At 43.3% G+C, this 16998-nt stretch carries 8 protein-coding genes; all 8 read left to right on the top strand.

Features of this window, described 5'->3' with window-relative positions; all coding sequences use genetic code 11:
- Positions 1 to 283: 283 nt before the first annotated feature.
- The 8 genes from MKY63_RS03375 to MKY63_RS03340 all read left to right on the top strand — a co-directional run bounded on the left by MKY63_RS03375 (position 284) and on the right by MKY63_RS03340 (position 16894).
- A complete protein-coding gene (locus MKY63_RS03375) occupies positions 284 to 5329 on the top strand; it encodes an AAA domain-containing protein (protein WP_076141150.1) in 5046 nt (1681 codons plus the stop codon).
- A 208-nt stretch (positions 5330 to 5537) separates the two neighbouring features.
- On the top strand, positions 5538 to 5918 hold the full coding sequence (locus tag MKY63_RS03370) for a hypothetical protein (RefSeq protein ID WP_076141151.1): 381 nt from the start codon (positions 5538 to 5540) through the stop codon (positions 5916 to 5918).
- A 48-nt stretch (positions 5919 to 5966) separates the two neighbouring features.
- Positions 5967 to 8216 carry a hypothetical protein gene (locus MKY63_RS03365; RefSeq protein ID WP_076141152.1) on the top strand — a complete coding sequence of 750 codons (2250 nt, stop codon included), beginning with the start codon at positions 5967 to 5969 and terminating at the stop codon, positions 8214 to 8216.
- Entirely contained in the window at positions 8191 to 9663 is a 1473-nt protein-coding gene (locus MKY63_RS03360) for a DUF2357 domain-containing protein (protein WP_076141153.1), read from the top strand. The genes MKY63_RS03365 and MKY63_RS03360 overlap by 26 nt, the downstream gene beginning before the upstream one ends.
- Positions 9664 to 9771: 108 nt before the next feature.
- Positions 9772 to 10152, top strand: coding sequence for a hypothetical protein (locus tag MKY63_RS03355; protein ID WP_141118467.1), 381 nt, complete (start codon positions 9772 to 9774; stop codon positions 10150 to 10152).
- A 117-nt stretch (positions 10153 to 10269) separates the two neighbouring features.
- The gene (locus tag MKY63_RS03350) at positions 10270 to 11331 is read left to right on the top strand and encodes a hypothetical protein (RefSeq protein WP_339811523.1); all 1062 of its coding nucleotides are present in this window, start codon (positions 10270 to 10272) and stop codon (positions 11329 to 11331) included.
- Complete coding sequence (locus MKY63_RS03345) at positions 11328 to 14411, top strand: hypothetical protein (RefSeq protein ID WP_339811521.1); 3084 nt, start codon at positions 11328 to 11330, stop codon at positions 14409 to 14411. Before MKY63_RS03350 ends, MKY63_RS03345 begins: the two co-directional genes overlap by 4 nt.
- Positions 14408 to 16894, top strand: coding sequence for a DUF3962 domain-containing protein (locus MKY63_RS03340; RefSeq protein ID WP_339811519.1), 2487 nt, complete (start codon positions 14408 to 14410; stop codon positions 16892 to 16894). Before MKY63_RS03345 ends, MKY63_RS03340 begins: the two co-directional genes overlap by 4 nt.
- Positions 16895 to 16998 lie beyond the last annotated feature (104 nt).

Here is a 16998-nt window from a genome sequence, read left to right as displayed (position 1 = left end):
GTACCCTTTAGCGAATATATTATAGAAGATATCAAGTTCTAAGATAAATTAACGGATCAATCCAACTGCCAATTCAGTAGTGAAAAAGAGCTTTTTCAAAATCATTTGAAACTCCCTAACCCGACTTCATCTGCGACTTCACGCGGTTGAATCGGGTTTTCTTGAATTATATGTAAGATTAAAACCGTAATGAGAAAATACTGGTATTTTAATACAGGCCGTTATATTATAATAGTTTCAAAAACAGGACTTTTGTCGCAAAAGGAAGAAGGAAGGACTTTTTATGGAAACCAGCGAGGATCAGCGCAGCACCGCTAAACAAAAGCTTATTCAAGTGTTTTCCTATCTGCAGGCTATGCATCAACTGAAACAGCCGGTAATCAAGCGAATTTCTGGTCATTTATGGTCGCAATCCTTTTCGGATGTACCAGCCCATTCCAATATAATCTGTGAATTTTTGGCCGGAATAAGCCCTTCTGAACGTATAGAGGATCTGATTCCTGATGTCCTGCTAACAGTTAAGAGACCAGATCCAACCCCTTGCCCGAAACCACCACTGCTGCTCAAGCGCTGGTTGAAGCCGGATTGGGAGAAAATTCAGACGCAGCCGGATAGAATTGAAAGTTTGGAAAGCTACCGTGAGCAAGAGGATTTAGAGGAGTATGGAGCGTATCAGGAACGTTTCGATCAGGATAAAGAAAGAGTGCAGATCTGGGAGGAATGGATTCAGGAACGTGAGGAGTGGAAAACAAACGAATGGCCTGTACGCAGAACTATTAAGCTGTTCGAGGATTTGTACATGCTCTCTTCATGGATTGATCGTGAAAGGGATTCTGTGGAACTAATGATTGGTGATGGGATATTACACTGGGAGTTGCAGCCGGAGATTATACACCATCCGGTGCTCTTACAGAAAGTACAGCTGGTTTTTAATCCGGATGTGCCGGAGTTTATGCTGATTGCTTCTGAAGATGAGCCCGAGTTCCATAGTACTTTATTCAGGGATACGCTTGAAGTTAGTGCACAATCTCTTAAGAAATGCGCTGATGATTTGTTGGAGGTTCCTTGTTCGCCCCTGGGATATGAGGGTACGGATAATTATCTGAAAAAAGTATCGAGCTACTTGTCTGCTAAAGCGCTGTTTATGCCTTATGGTAGCGAAACAGCAGCTTTAACTCAGGAGAATAAGGTAGTGTACATTCGGAGAGAGCCTGTTATTTTTTTACGCAAGCGTTCCGTTGGTTTCGATCATGCGATTGAAGAAATCATTAAGGATTTGAATGAAAGAGAAGATTTTCCACAGGCGATAGCCAGAATTACTGGAATTGACACAGGAACGGCACCTCAGGGTGAAAGTGCTTTTTCATATTCCAATTTGAATGTTAATGGAGAGAACGAAGAGATTCTTTTCACCAAAGAGGCAAATTCGGAGCAGTTGGATATTGCCCTGAAGCTGGGCCGGTTTGGCTCGGTTCTGGTACAGGGGCCACCGGGCACAGGGAAGACGCATACCATTGCCAATCTGCTCGGTCATTTTTTGGCGGAGGGAAAAAGTGTGCTGGTAACTAGCCATACCTCTAGAGCACTGGCCGTTCTACGTGATAAAGTGGCTGGACCACTTCAAAATCTTTGCGTCAGCATATTGGACGATGTCAGCGGACAGAAACAACTGGAGAACTCCATTGATACAATTACATCGACTTTGAGTTCGATATCATTGGAACAGACGGAGCAGGAAATAGCCGTTCTCTCAGCCAAACGCCAATCTATTCTAGAGCAGATCACAGAAATTAACAGCAATCTTCGAATCTCTAGAGAGAGTGACTATCGACCAATTGTACTCTGGGGTTCTGAATTTGACCCTTCCAGAGCGGCGAAGATGATCTCTGCCGGGCAGGAAACGATGGACTTAATCCCTGGGAAGATTGTCGCAGGACAGGCTTTTCCACTTACTCCTTCTGAACTGGATAGCCTATATTTAAGCTCTGTAGAGATTACACAGGAAGATGAGAATGAATTCAAATATCTATCCATTCGAGCAGAAATGTTCTTCACTCCTGATAAATTTAATGAACTTGTCCAAGAACATCAGGAGCTGCTAAGTGCGGATAAGAATAAGCATATACCTTATTGGGCAACTAACATGGAAGTACCATCGGATAAACTCTTCACTGCCTTAATTCAATTGCGTCAAACGATGGCTATAAGTAACCTAGAGGATTGGAAGCTTGATCTGATCTTTACCAAGGAGCATGAAAAGAATGACTGGCTTGAATTGCTGGAAGAAGTAGAGGAGTGGCTTAAGTTATACCGTACAGCGAGAACAGCCAGATACAAATATGGATTTGAACATTTAACTGAAAGCGATTTGCAGCCTTTGCCTGCTATCCTGAATGAAATAAAGAGGCATCTGGAAAATGGAGGGAAACTGACTTCGCTACAGTTGCTGCTTAAGCGGCAGTGGAAGAAGGTATGTGAACTTATTGTTCCGTCTGGCAAGGAGATCGATGAGCTGGATGTCTCCTATCTTGATGCCCTGCTGACGGTCATTGATTATCAAACTCAGCGTTCTAAGTCGATGACTCGTTGGAAACGGCAGGTAACCGACCGAGGAGGTTATGATCTTGCCGAATTTGGGTCGGAGCCCGAAGAGTATATGGAGAATATTCAGAAGGAAATCTGTGGCCTGTTGGACTGGAGACAATCAAGCTTCAATCCTTCGCTTGAGGTCCTGGAGAACGAAGGACTTCTGTGGAGTGAACTGGTTAACTCTAAGCCGCTCCCATTAGGCAAGCATGCAGATTGGTTTCATCTGCAGGAATTGGTAGAGCAAGAGCTTCCTGACATCATAAATTCATATGTTCATGCAGAGAGATGGAAGATAGTCAACCGCCGTATCCAGGAACTGGAGCAGACCGCTCAGTCTCTGGCAGATTCCCGCTCATGGATATCAAGTCGCCTGCAGGAAAGCATTGTGCAGCTGGATCAGCAGATGTATGGAGAATCTTATCGCGCGTTGCAGCAATTATGGGAGAAAAGCACACTGATCCGTCAAAGACAAGAATGGCTACAGCAGTTACAAGAAGGCGCTCCCGACTGGGCACAGGCGGTTAGGAACAGGAGTGGAGTTCACGGAGAACTTCATGCTCCAAGTGAAACTCAAGCGATCTGGCTGCTTAAACAATTGGATATGGAATTAGATCAAAGAGCGGCTATCTCTACCCAGCTGCTCCAGGAAGAACTGGTGGAAATTCGTAAACAATTTAAATCGGTCACTCTGCAGCTGGTCGAGAAAAAGGCTTGGCTCGCGCTCGCGGGGAAAACTACGCTTAAGCAGCAGAATGCTCTCCACGGCTGGAAGCTGTTAATGAAAAAAGCAGGCAAACGGACCGGGAAATCGGCACCGCATCTTCTTGCTGAGGCTCGAAAGCTTATGCCGATCTGTCAGACTGCTGTTCCCGTCTGGATTATGCCCACTTATAGAGTGGTTGACAGTTTCAACCCTTCAGAGAACCATTTTGATGTAGTTATAGTGGATGAAGCCAGTCAGGCAGATATTATGGCACTGACGGCGCTCTATTTGGGTACGCAAATTGTTGTTGTGGGTGATGATGAACAGGTGAGTCCAGAAGCAATCGGGCAGCGGTTAGAAGAGACGAGAAGGCTGATGGATGCCCACCTGGAAGGTATCCCTAACTCTGCTCTTTATGATGGGAGCACTTCGATTTATGATCTGGCCAAAACGTCCTTCGCGGGTATGACGCAACTCAGGGAACATTTCCGCTGTGTAGAACCGATTATTCAGTTCAGCAACAGCTTATCCTATAATGGTTCCATTCTTCCTCTTAGAGATGCAAGCGGGGTGTCGACCAAGCCTTACACTGTTGAGTACCGTGTAGAGAACGGAAGCAGAAATAATAAACGGAATGAGGTGGAAGCGCAGGCTGTTGCTTCGCTCATTCTTTCCGCCATTGAGCAGGAAGAGTATAAGGACGCCACCTTTGGGGTGATTACCCTGCTTGGGGAAGAGCAAGCTATTCTGATTGACCAGTATCTGCAAAAGCATATACCAGCCACGGAATATAAGCGGCGAAAGATACGCTGCGGCAATTCTGCTCAGTTTCAGGGCGATGAGCGCAATGTTATTTTCTTATCCATGGTCGACGCATCAGAAGAATTTGTACCCCTGCGTCTAATCTCAGATCCTGGAAATCGAACTAAAAAGCGCTATAACGTAGCAGTTAGCCGAGCCCGTGACCAATTATGGCTGATTCATTCGCTCGATACCTCAACTCAGCTTAAAGAAGGGGATCTGCGGAAACGATTAATTGAGTATGTCCGGAATCCGTATGCCGCGGATGAAGCCTTGAAGCAGCATGAGCCTGCATTGGAGTCCGAGTTCGAGCGGCAGGTTATGCGTCGTTTACTTCAGGAAGGATATAGAGTACTACCCCAATGGAAGGTGGGAGCCTACCGGATTGATATGGTTATTGAAGGGGGCGGCAAACGCCTGGCTGTGGAATGCGATGGGGACAAATGGCATCCGGTGGAGAAGCTTAGGGAGGATCTGGACAGGCAATCCATACTGGAGCGACTCGGTTGGACCTTCGTACGGATCAGAGGCGGGGAATTCTTCCGGCATCCCGAGAGAGCACTGCTGCCGTTGTTCCGAAAGTTGGAGGAACTGAACATTCCTCGTGAACTTCACAAGCAGGAGAAGGATATGAAGGCGGGAGAGTCCGAGCCGACTGTGCTTAAAGATGCAATAGTAAATAGGGCGGCGCGAATTAGACAGGAATGGCAGGAGTTCGATAAGGAGCCGGCTCCGGCTGCTTCAGTTTCAGCGGACTTCGCAGAAGAACTATCAAATGTCATTCAGTCCGAAGATGAGGATGCTGAAGAATTTTTCTTTAGAGAAATCAGTCAGCAGCCTAATTTGACCTACTATTGGACAGAAGAAATGCGGAATGCAGAAGAAGAAAGACAAGCGGCATTTGAGCAGGAGCTTCTGGTGCTGGAGACGGCAGCAGGGATGGAAGTGCATTACTGGAGCGATTCCCAGAGTGTTGTTGAAGGGCAGAAGACTCTGTCGAATTCCAGTTTCAGCTTCAGCTTGACGGAATATTTGAAATCTCAAGGCCTCAAATTTCTGGATTTAAGAGACCAAGGCGGTATGTTCTGGGTGATAGAAGACTTAAAGATGGTCAAGCATTTGTCATCGATGAGACAAAGAGGCATAAAGTTTACCTATTTGAAAGAGGGTACCTATGACACTCGCTGGAGGGCTGCTTGGTATAGCAGATATCGGGAGGGTAGTTCAGAAGAATGAGTTGCATGAGAGCTAGACGACTATTACGGTCGTCTTTTTTTTGATTTCACAAGGACTTCAGACCCAGGTTGTCGAATGGAGACGAATAAGGAAGAAATTACAAATGAACATACGTTCGCTGACATACTATTGCCTTAGTACTATGGTCTAATAAGAGAAGAAAGATTAATGGAAGCGGCATAGAAATCGTACCCGAGGGGTGGGTTACATGATAACAGAATACGTAAATATCAAACAGATCACAGCTTCTATTGGGGGATATTTTGGTTCGAGCTATATAGTTGAAGTCGAGTTTGTAAATGGCAAGATCACATATGAGGTAAGAGAAGACGGGGGCTTGGAACCAAGTTTGGCTGTACAAAGGGACAATGAAGGTATTGCTATTTTCAGAGAAGAGCTGACTAAATGCCGTATTCTGGGCTGGGAGCATGAGTATATCGATCCTAATGCGCTGGATGGAACACATTGGAGTCTAGACATCGTGTTTGAAGATAAAGTCCTACACATAAATGGTAGTAATGCTTATCCAAAAGAATGGAAGAGGTTCTGTAAATCTATTCGGAAATTGACGGGTAGGCCATTTGAGTAATATCAACAAAACTAAGGAAAAGAATTCGAAGAATCAAAGGAGCCCATTATGATCAACTTAACCCAATACCAGCAAATCTTCGATATTGATAACACTACGGAACGGTGCAAGAAAGTTAACGATACCATGGACCAGTTTTGGAAATCGGAACTAGATCAGTTAGCCACGGAGTTAGTTGGTCAGGATTATAGAATTGCTACCTATGGTCAGACATTAGTGACCACCTACCATGACTCATTAAATCCTAAATATGCGGAACAGAAGAAAGATACGAGTATAGGCAAAAAGTACTTTGCTCAAATCGTTCGTAAAATAGAGGACAAAGAGTTCAATCTGCTGACACTTGAGTTTAATGGTGTTGAGCAAAGAATGTATGTGTATATAGAACTTAGTTTCTATCTGGTCAATGAGTTGATAAAGAATGAGCGTCTGAATGCGATGCTGAGCGAACTGAATCCCGAGATCAGAACGTTCACCAGAACTGGATCCTTTACAAGAAACGAAATTGAGCGGACTGTTCTAGATCAAACAATCGTTGATATGATCAAGCCGAGAATTAGACCGTGGATTTACATGGGGCTGGAGCTTCCCTTGAAGGGGGAGTATGATCCAAAAGTAATTATTGATATATTAAGGCAAATTTGGGAGCAGACGTCTGCATTTCGAAAGTATTTGTTGGAGTACAGAGAGCAATGTGCAAGAGCTGCAAATATTATGAATCTGCTCGGTTCCGTTGAATCGACTTATCCAGCAACACTGTTCGGTAGACCCTATCAGATTCAATATGGCGTTATGGGGAATGAGAAGTCAGGTCAACGGGAACAAGAGTTTTCTCTAAAACGGGATGGACAAACCATTGTACAAGGCTGTTTGTATTATAGAGAGTATGAGACAAGAACTGGCTCATCTAGGCCGATGCTTGCTATTGATATAGAGAAACATAATCACATCTATACGAATGTTGAGATGTTACTTGGTAGTGGTCTAAATGAATGGTGGTTAGTGAAAGCGTTTCGTACAACTAACCAAAATAATGAAGATTTGAAGCAAGAAGCCATGAACTTGCTTGGTCAGCATGATATTGAAGTACGTCACAATGAGTATCGGATCGGAACGTATAACAATACTGAGCGGCAATTTGAAGAAGAAATAGGGGAAGTTAAAGGGAGATTGGTGTGTGCTGCATTGTTGTTTGCCCATGTAGCAGGTCGTGGTAAATTCAAATTGCTCGAAACGGATGCTCCAAGTGTTGAACCGATGGATGACACTTCCCCAGACGATGATCCTTCAACGGACGCCGTTGAATACAACAGCAATTTTAATTTCACAGTCATTTATGAGGCGATTCAGAACTGCTCCCTGACGTTTGATAAAGATTTAATCCGTGATCTGCATCTGAATTTAACAGCTTTGGACGATAAACATTTCGTTATACTAAGCGGTATCTCGGGAACGGGTAAAACACAGTTGGCCAAACTCTACGCAAATGCGGTATATGGTTTGTCCTATGAAGCTGACAATCCGTATTTGTCTATTATACCTGTCCGTCCTGATTGGACGGATGCGACTGCTCTGTTTGGGTATTACAGTTCCTTTGAGCAGCGTTACATCATGACAGAGTTTCTAAAGGTAATCTTGCACGCTCATGAGGAGCGAGAGAAACCGCATTTTATTGTGCTGGACGAAATGAACCTCGCTCGGGTCGAATATTATTTAAGCGATTACTTAAGCGGAGTGGAGTCGCACAAAGAAATTCCTTTGCATAACCGGGATGATTTGGATCTGATTCCTTCCAAGATCAGCATACCGCCTAACGTATACCTCTTGGGTACGATTAATGTAGATGAAACGACCCATAGCATTTCGGACAAGGTATTAGATCGTGCATTCGTTATGACGTTAAGTGAGGTGGATTTGGAAACATTTTGGAGTCGTGTAGACGATGGTGTAAGAGCGGGATTGCAGAACGAATTTAAAATTTTGATGCAGTTGCACAGTTTGCTGGCTCCATTTCACCTGCATTTTGGATATCGGACGATGAATGAGATGATTCAGAAGATGAACGGCCATCTATTGTTGGACATTGAGCATCAAGCATCAAGTAACGCCATGCTGGATCGTGTTATTGCGGAAAAGGTGCTACCTAAGCTTAGAGGCGACGATCGGATAGCAGAATTACTTGGAGATCTAAAAAGAGCTTTTTTTGAACATTTGAGTGAAGATTCTGTGAGCTACGGTCATATTATTCGTATGGAGAAGGAGCTTGTACGCTATGGAGCAACACAGTTCTGGCGATAATTTTCTGCTCCGCATAAACGGTGAAGCGTGGGTTACCTTGGATGAGGCCTACTTGACCGAGGCTACTACCTACGACTGGAAGTACGTAATGAATGATCTTGAGCAGCAGCCTTCGATTCAATTTTGCGGCCTGCAGCACTTTCCGCTGCGGATGAGTGAAGGTGAAGCTTATGGACAATTGTCGACACCATTTTATAGCGGACAGGTCACTTTTGAAATCAATGGGGTAAAGCTCGATTCTTATATTTATCCGGATACCCGGAAAATGACTCAGGACCAATATCACCTCATGTTAAGTGAGATTTTGCAGGAAGCATCCCTTTGTTTCGAACATTCGGATATCAAAACGGGAATTGAAGCGGATCAGCATTCACGGGAGCTTTCTTTAGCACAATGGAGCTACATAGAAGCGTCGTTCGCTTCACTTTCAACGATGATCCGTCACGTGATTGAGCAGCCGACGAGGGTGCTTCAAACCCGCGAACGGCATATGAGACGGGATCGTGTCAAGACGGTGGATGCCCAAACACTGGCCTGGCTGGAGCGAAATAGTGGGCGCAGCGCAGTTGGAATCATACCGGAAACAGTGAAATCTTCAGCCCGTGAGGATAGCTACAACAGCTATGAGAATAGATTGTTAAAGCAGCAACTGGTAGAGCTGAGACATCTGTTGAAACTATACGGTAAAGCAAGTCCGGTAGAATATGCAATAAGGGTAGAGGCCTATGCGGATAAAGTAGGGTATTGGCTAAGAGATCCTTTTTTCAAGCAAGTTACTCCCTACCAAGGGCTGAGAAGAATATCCCAAGTGTTTCGAAAACATCCCGTATACCGACAGTGCTATCAATGGTTTGATCGCTTATACAAGCATGGGAAAGAACGAATTGGCATGAGTTACAATTATCCTCTGAGAGAAACTTTTGCGCTATATGAGATATGGTGTTATATGCAGCTTGTAAAGCTTTTTCGGGAAAAGGGCCTATTAAAAGACAGCAGTGGGTTATTTCGAACCAGAAGGGAAGGGGTTTTTCTTCATTTTGCAGAGCACAACGAGAGTGTTGTCCAGTTAAAGAATGGTATGCGACTATCTTATCAACGGGTATTCCAAAATAATTCCCCGCACTTTTACACCGTTACACAGAGGATGGTTCCTGACATTGTTATTGATGCAGAAGATCGCTTATATATTCTCGATCCTAAATATAGAGTCGCAAATAATTTAGGAACAGCACTAGGCGAAATGCATAAGTACAAGGATGGTATCTTGTTACGCCGTAACGACGAACGTGCAGTTCAGAGCGTTTATATTTTGACTCCAGTTCAGAGCGATGAGCTTCGTTATTTCACGGCAGATTTTCACGACAAATATAATATGGGGGCTGTATCGCTTATGCCGGGAGGTGGCATGAGCTCTCTAAGAGATTTGATAGATAAGCTGTTGGTATAAGAAGATGATTACCTTGATTGTTTAAAAATTCATACACAAACTCTTTATATAAGAAAAGGAAATGGAGGACAGAATATGTCGATTCCATAAAAGGATCAAATAATTGAATTGCTGAGTAATAAATACCATTGTAAATTAACAACCATCGCAAGAAAACAAATCATGTTCGAAGGTAGGACCAATGGGAAGTGCTTTGTTGCATGTACTCCGGGCTCTAAATTACATAAAAAAGGCAGTGGTTGGTTTGATTTGAACATGGCCCAAGTTGGAATTTTAGATGATGCCGACATTTCAGTTTTAGCAGTAAGACTCGAAGGAAGTAAAGTATATTATATCGATTTCAAAGAATTCAGAAAAATGATAACTCCTGAATTCATTGTGTTTTCACCAGGTATAGGTGAACATTGGAAATTTTTTGTTTGGGAGTCTCATATCGAGATTCAAGGAAATCGAAATAAATATTTTACTGAGCCAGAATTGGTTTCTTGAAATAGTGACTTCACAAGAGTTCGAAAATTCCATTTAGGAACATACATTCGCTGACAACTCTTAGTCACAACCATAGTTTATCCTATATCTATCAATCTTCTAATAGGATGGTGCTCTATGGCTAAAACGCATGACACTCTTTTGTCCCTGATAACAGGGATTAACAAATGGCAAGGCAACTACGGCAAGATTCCGGACGAGCTTTATAAGGGAATGCTGTTATTCATAGAACAGACAGCTGCTTCTACAGATCAACCTCCGGTTGATCTGTATCATCTACTGAAAATTCTTCATCGCCCATCCAAAGAGTGGGGTATCCCTGACCTCCAAGACTATTACCCCGAAGATGCTCCTTTATTAGAAGAATTTATTGGCTTAACGCCGGATGCTGATGAGTTCCTGAACAGATATGTCTCCCCACAGGATGCGGAGCAACAGACTATGTATGAGATCCTGATGTACTGCCGAGAAGAAGGCCGGCAGCTTCAGCAGGAGTATGCTCTTATCCGCACGTTTCTATCTAATCCACAAAATGCCGTAGTTACTTCCTTTCAATTGTCTGAGTTTGCCGATACTTTCCTTGATATTCAACTAACGAATCTGATCAAACAATGTTATGAAGAAATAACACCTATAATGGCTAACTTTCGGAAATGCCCCCACTGTGGCTGGACCCTGGAATATAAGAATGACCGGTGGCGTTGTAATAAAGAAGATATCTGCCATTTGCTTGCTGATTTTGAGTTCATAAGTTCTTTTGATTTCGGGAAGGAAAGGGTATTGAGACTTGTGCCCGGAATTCAAAGGTTTGTATTGCTGCCTGGAATATCTGAACTTAGAATCGCAGAACGATTGATTCGTAAGGGATATCTGGTTGAGCTCTATCCCAATGTGGATGAATATGATCTCTTGGTATCAGAAGATGGCAAAACGATCTTTCTTGATGTTAAGGATTTCAGAGATCCACGGACGCTTGCTAATTTCTTCAATCATCAGAGTCCTGCCTACCTGGAAAAGTACAAGAATAAATGCCTTATTGTAGTTCCGAATTATCGCAGCCAGCTCTTCGCATCTTATCGTGAACGAAGTATGAATCTGCTAAACGAAACTGCTCGGGAGTATATCGAAATGATCATGGAGAACGAAATTGAATCCACGCTGAAGAAGGTGTTTCTGTGAGGCAGACTTATTGGGAGCTTTCAGAAGGTATCATCAAGGCGTTTGAATCACTTCAACTGCGTAAATCCGAAATTAACCTTCTGGTGAGCATGGAGTTATTTATTACAGGCTGCACTTTGATCGATCCTAAGCTATCCATCCATCAGGCGTGGTCAGTTCTGGTTGGTTACAATGAACCCATTCTGAAACATACAACTCGCCCCGATATCACCACCCGGCTGAGAATTCTATTTCCTGAACTGCGAACCAAGAAGAATCTCCTGAAACGAATCAATGCCTATGGGGAAATTGGGAGTGAGTATCGGTTATACGAAATCAAAGAAGATGAAGGAGCTATTCGTATTGCTCCGCGTTATTTAATTGACCGTTCTTCTATTTATAGCAGTATCCTTGAACACCCCATCCCACGCCAGTTGAATACTAAACCCTTTGCTAATGAAAAAGAGTTTACATACTCTCGAAGGATTCGAGGTGGGCAATGGATCACCTTCCACGGGAAAATCCCTGAATCTATGCTCTCCAATGAAATCAAACCTCTGCCAGCTTATCGGCCTAAAAGAATATTTAAGCTTTCGGTCCCATATAACGGAGCTAGATTAGCAACGGAGATGGATCAACTCCTGGGAGCATCGGCCATGTGGGTAAGTAGAGCCAAGTCTGTGCTTTTGGAATCGCTTGATGGTATGGATCTAGAATTTGTGTATCAAGGGAATCAGCACATTGGTGGGGGGCTTGGAGCAGGGAAGTCTACTTTTATGATGATGGAAGCCTACCGGCTGGTAAAACAAGAGGGTGCGAGGGTAGGCTTCATTGAAGGTAGCGTTATGCAAGCCCTTGAACGTGTCAGAGAACTACGTAAGCTTGGAATACTTGCTGTTCCTGTTATTGGGAGAACCTCCAGAGAAGATCATCTTAATAACTATTTGTTTGCGAATAGCAGTGGCATTCAAGAGGTTAGTGATTGGCAGAGCCAGCAGTATGAGTCACTTATTCATTTATCTGATGTCTGTATCATTAAAGCGTTGGCTGAAGATTATGATCGGAGCAGCAGATATCCTTGTATCCAGTTGCAGCAAGACGATACATCTGTGAAATGCCCGCTTGCACATGTCTGTGGTGTATATAAAGATCTATCTTCCTTGCAGAATGCTGAGGTATGGGTTGCAACTGCGCCAAGTGTGCTGAAGACACGTATATCAGCAGTGATTGATCCCTTGGAGAGAACGATTTACGAAGCCATGTATGACCTGCTTGATGTTGTTTTTGTAGATGAAGCGGATCAGGTGCAGAAGCAGTTCGATGAGACCTTTTTGACACAATACAATGTGTTCGGGGCAGCTGACGACATCTTTGAACAGTTGAGATATGAGTCTAATGAGCTTACCAGTGGCTATTATGGTCAGTATGCTGGTGATCCTGCCTTTATTGAATGGAACGATAGGCTTCGTATGCTGGATCAGATGATCTGGCGAATTTATAACAAACTGGAACTGTCTCAGACGCTTAGGAAGGATATTAGGAATAATCTCATTCGGGTGGCAGCACTGGCGGGCACACTAAGTGAAAAACTCTCTGGCAATCCTCAATTACAGTCAAGGTTATTCAAACGTTTCAGCGAATACGCCTCAGATCCATACAAGGATCCAATACTCTCAAGAATCGTTGATGAGATTGTAGAGGCAGAAAGCTCCGAACAGAAACAGAGACTCCTAGAGCAGATTGTATCCAAAGTGAGCGGTGTCCTTAAACCCAGGGTGAAAAAAGAACTGCTCTTTGCGCAGCTTGAATTCTTCCTGTACTTATGTAGGGCAGAGGAGAGTATCAAGTACATTTTAACTACGTTTCCTATGATTCAAGCTAAACTTGGCCTAACGATTAATTTCTCCCCGTTGTTTACTATGCAGAGGGATTATCAGGCATTTATGAAAGAAGCGATGACCGGGATTACCTTGGGATATAAATATGAATTGCCTGACAATGAAAAGACAGGAGAGTTCAAGCTGATTGAATACACTGCAGTGGGCCGTCTGCTGCTTCATGATTGGCATAATCTTTATCAAGAATGTGACGAGAAAGCAGGTCCTGCGGTTGTATTTCTCTCTGGAACCAGTCATGCTCCGAAGTCGGCTCATTACGACTTGAAGACACCTTCAGAATGGTTACTACGAGCAAACCGCCAAGGCTCAGTTATTCAGATGAATTATAAGCCCGTGCTTGATGAGGTTCGTGGAGAATTTTATTCGGTGTCAGGTATTCGTGATCCAGAACAAAGAAATCAATATTTAAGTGGGATAGTGCAGCATCTAAAGCCAGATATAGAATATGAACTGAAACACTGGAGAACAGAAGGTAACAACAGGAGAGTATTGCTGGTTGTGAACTCATATGATGATGTTGAAACAGTCTGCAGTGTTTTTCGGAATGATCGAACTTGGGCGGGCAGATATAAGGCGCTCTCCAGGGATGATCGCCACCAAGAAGATCAGTATTCCAGAGTATTGATCGAATCCTTTTATCGGGAAGGGGCTGAGGTATTGATTGTACCCCTATTGTCCGTTGGTCGGGGATATAACATATTAGATAGGCAGGGACAGGCCCTCTTCGGTTCAGTATTCTTTCTGGTTCGACCTTACCCCATACCCAATGATCTGAATTATCTTGTTCAGGTCCTGCATGCGTATTTGCCAGAATATTTGCGTCGGATAGAAGGAAAGAACTTTGTTTACGATAAGGCGGTTACCAAGCTACGGCAAATTAGCAGCGGTAAGTTGGGGCATATGTATATGAAACCGGATTTCTGGTCGATCTTAAGTCCCAATGAAAGAGAGATTATGGGGTGGTACACTTTTGTTCCGGTATGGCAGATGATCGGCCGTTTGCTGCGTGGAGGGTTAGAGGCACGTGTCTACTTCTGTGATGCTAAGTTCAACGCTAAACCAGCTGGTACCCCTGAAGGATATTCGATGCTTGAAGTATGGGCAGCAGTTATGCGCAAGAACAAGAAGGATACTATTTTCCAAAGTTTATATGGGCCCTTTAGCGAAGCGATTAATAATATGAATATGGGAGGCAGTATATGAACAGAATGGAGCTCTTTGCACTGGAAGTAAATGAAGCGGTATTTTATCATGAAACGATTCATGTCATGCATATGCCGGACAGTTGGCGCAATTTTTTCATTACACAAGCGACACCCCAAAACCACAAGCTTGCTTATAAGGTTGAACCTCTCTGCAAGAAGCTAAAGAGCATATTTCCGGAGATTGTTCATGTGGATTTAAATAATAAAGTATTGCAAAAAGACTTGCCATGGATTGTTTCTACTGTTGAAATTCCAGAGTCTCATATTAAAAAGCTCACTCTAGGCTGGTTTGCATATTTGAAAGGATATTCAGAAGCGAATCTCCCGGAAGAGATTAAAGAGGCTGGACTGGTATGGCAAACCTCTAATTTTGGCGAACTTCATGAATCTATTGATAAATACCAATGGCTTCCTGGCTTGGCAGCTCATAGGTTCTGTGAAGAACTTCGAACGGTAGAGTTAGGGCAAGGTATAGTGGAGGAGCTCCAGTTTCATCATACGATCTTTAATAATCAGCATGAATGTGTCTCCACTCCGATCAGGAAATCACCGAAACACGATCCTTTTTCATATGTACTGAAGGTTGAACTGAAGAATCGTGGCGGGGATGCTGAGAGATCACTTATTCTTGTAACTGTAGGTACAAGGCGGTATTTGAAGAACGCACAAATTAAGGAAGGTTCCTGTTATTTAAAAGCGGACCATGCCTGTTCTGTTCTTGTGTCAGTCCGTAATCCGTATACTTTGCAAGAGAAGCTTTCTTTCTCACAGCTTCAGTTTGAGCGTCGTGCTGGCAGTGGAGGGGGGACACCGCCTTTTGCAGTCTGGAGAACAGCCCTGGATGGCTTGTATTGGGATGTTTTGTACGGAGAATCCTTCGAACCGGATATGTTGCTCTCTAATCCTGCTGCATTCCTGGACGGAAATGGTGAAGTCACTGCCTATGTAGTCAATCATCATTCGTTCAATGGCAAAGGTAATTATGTGAAGTCAGGACTAGGGCTGTCGGAGAAAAGTGGTCTGTTTAATAAGTTTAAAGAAGTACTTGCTATGTATCATTTAACGCCGTTATTTCATATCCCAGAGATTCCTCGAAAGAGAATGAATGATATTCGGTTTCCTATTGTTGCACATCAAGCTGAAAAGCTAATTATTGAGGTATATGGCAGTGAAGCAATGTTTAACACAATGAAAGAAGTGTACACGACTGAACAAAAATCACTGGGAAATAAATCAATAATCTTTAATCGTCAAATTTCAGAGAATGTTTATGGGCTCAATTGCGATAAGGATGTAACCGTAGAATTCGTACACTGCAATCCTGTTGAAATTGTAAGTGAACTGGAAGCTGGAACATATAAAGCTGATGTTGCCTTTATCAAGCGAGTGAATCAAATTAACAAGCTGCTTAATGAAGAACGCTCTTCCGGGGATCAGCGGACATTGGCATTAATGGAGATTGCGCCTAAAGAAAACTGGAGCAAAGACGGTGATCCTAAGAGAGCTATAAGGGAAGGGATGAAAAAGGCAAGACGTCTTACTCAGTTCATACATCCTCTTACTGGAGATGAGAAGGGGGATACTGCTCGCATAATCAATGCATTATTTGATTTGCTTAATGATGCAGGCTTCCTAAGCAACAATGTGACCAAGCTAGATTCATGTGGTCCGGTCCTGTCCTTTAATATTTTAAAAGCAGACAAGAAACATTTACCTGTCATATCGAAAATGGACGGAACTGAGATGATGTTAAAGATATTCGGAATTGAGTCATGGTTACCTTTAGGAGAGGCACCTTTTTATCTGGAACAGGCCAAAACGTTGGAAAATCCGGGCAAATGGAATCAAAGCAAACAGCTTTTTCTGGATTTTATGGTCAGAGCTATTGAGAGTGAGCTTGGTCAAGATGTAAAGCAGCTAACAGTAATAATCAATGCGACACTGAGAAAGGACTGGCTTCCAGTCATTCGAAATACTGACCTTCAATACGATAAAGTTCCTTATCTGAGCGAACGACTAGTAAATGATGCCCGTCTTAAGTTTATACGTGTCAATATGACGGATGATGTGCCACAATATAGGATTATTGAAGATGATGCTGAAGAGAAATTCAACAAAGCTTCGGGGATTTTCAAAGATCCACTAGGGATTTATTATGGTGTTGGTGGAAGGCCAAGAGCATGGTCTGGTGTGAGAAACGAAGATATCAAGTTCCTGTCTCCTAGCAAACTATTGCTTCAGCAGAAAGCGGTTGAGTACATTCCTCTGGGAGAGCTGGATGAGATGGAACGTGATGATCTGGCTAATTTAGTTGATCAGCTACGAAGAGTAGGTCTGAATTACGATAAACACACAATATATCCGTATGGTATTCGGATCACAAAAATTCTGTCGAAATATTTAACTGGGGAAGAGAAAAATTATGATCCGGAGTTTGATGAGGGAGTGGAGTTTTGGGAGGAGGCTGAGGAGTTGGTGTAGTGTGTATTCTTATAGGAACAGGCAATATAAAGCTGAGATTAATCAAGACGACATACTTGTCGTCTTTTTTAGTTAGCAAGGACTTCCGACCTGTTTTGTCGAAT

Source organism: Paenibacillus sp. FSL R7-0189 (assembly GCF_037969925.1).
GTDB lineage: Bacteria > Bacillota > Bacilli > Paenibacillales > Paenibacillaceae > Paenibacillus_AQ > Paenibacillus_AQ odorifer.
Note: the sequence above shows the minus strand (reverse complement) of the source record. Positions and strands in the feature narration are given on the sequence as shown.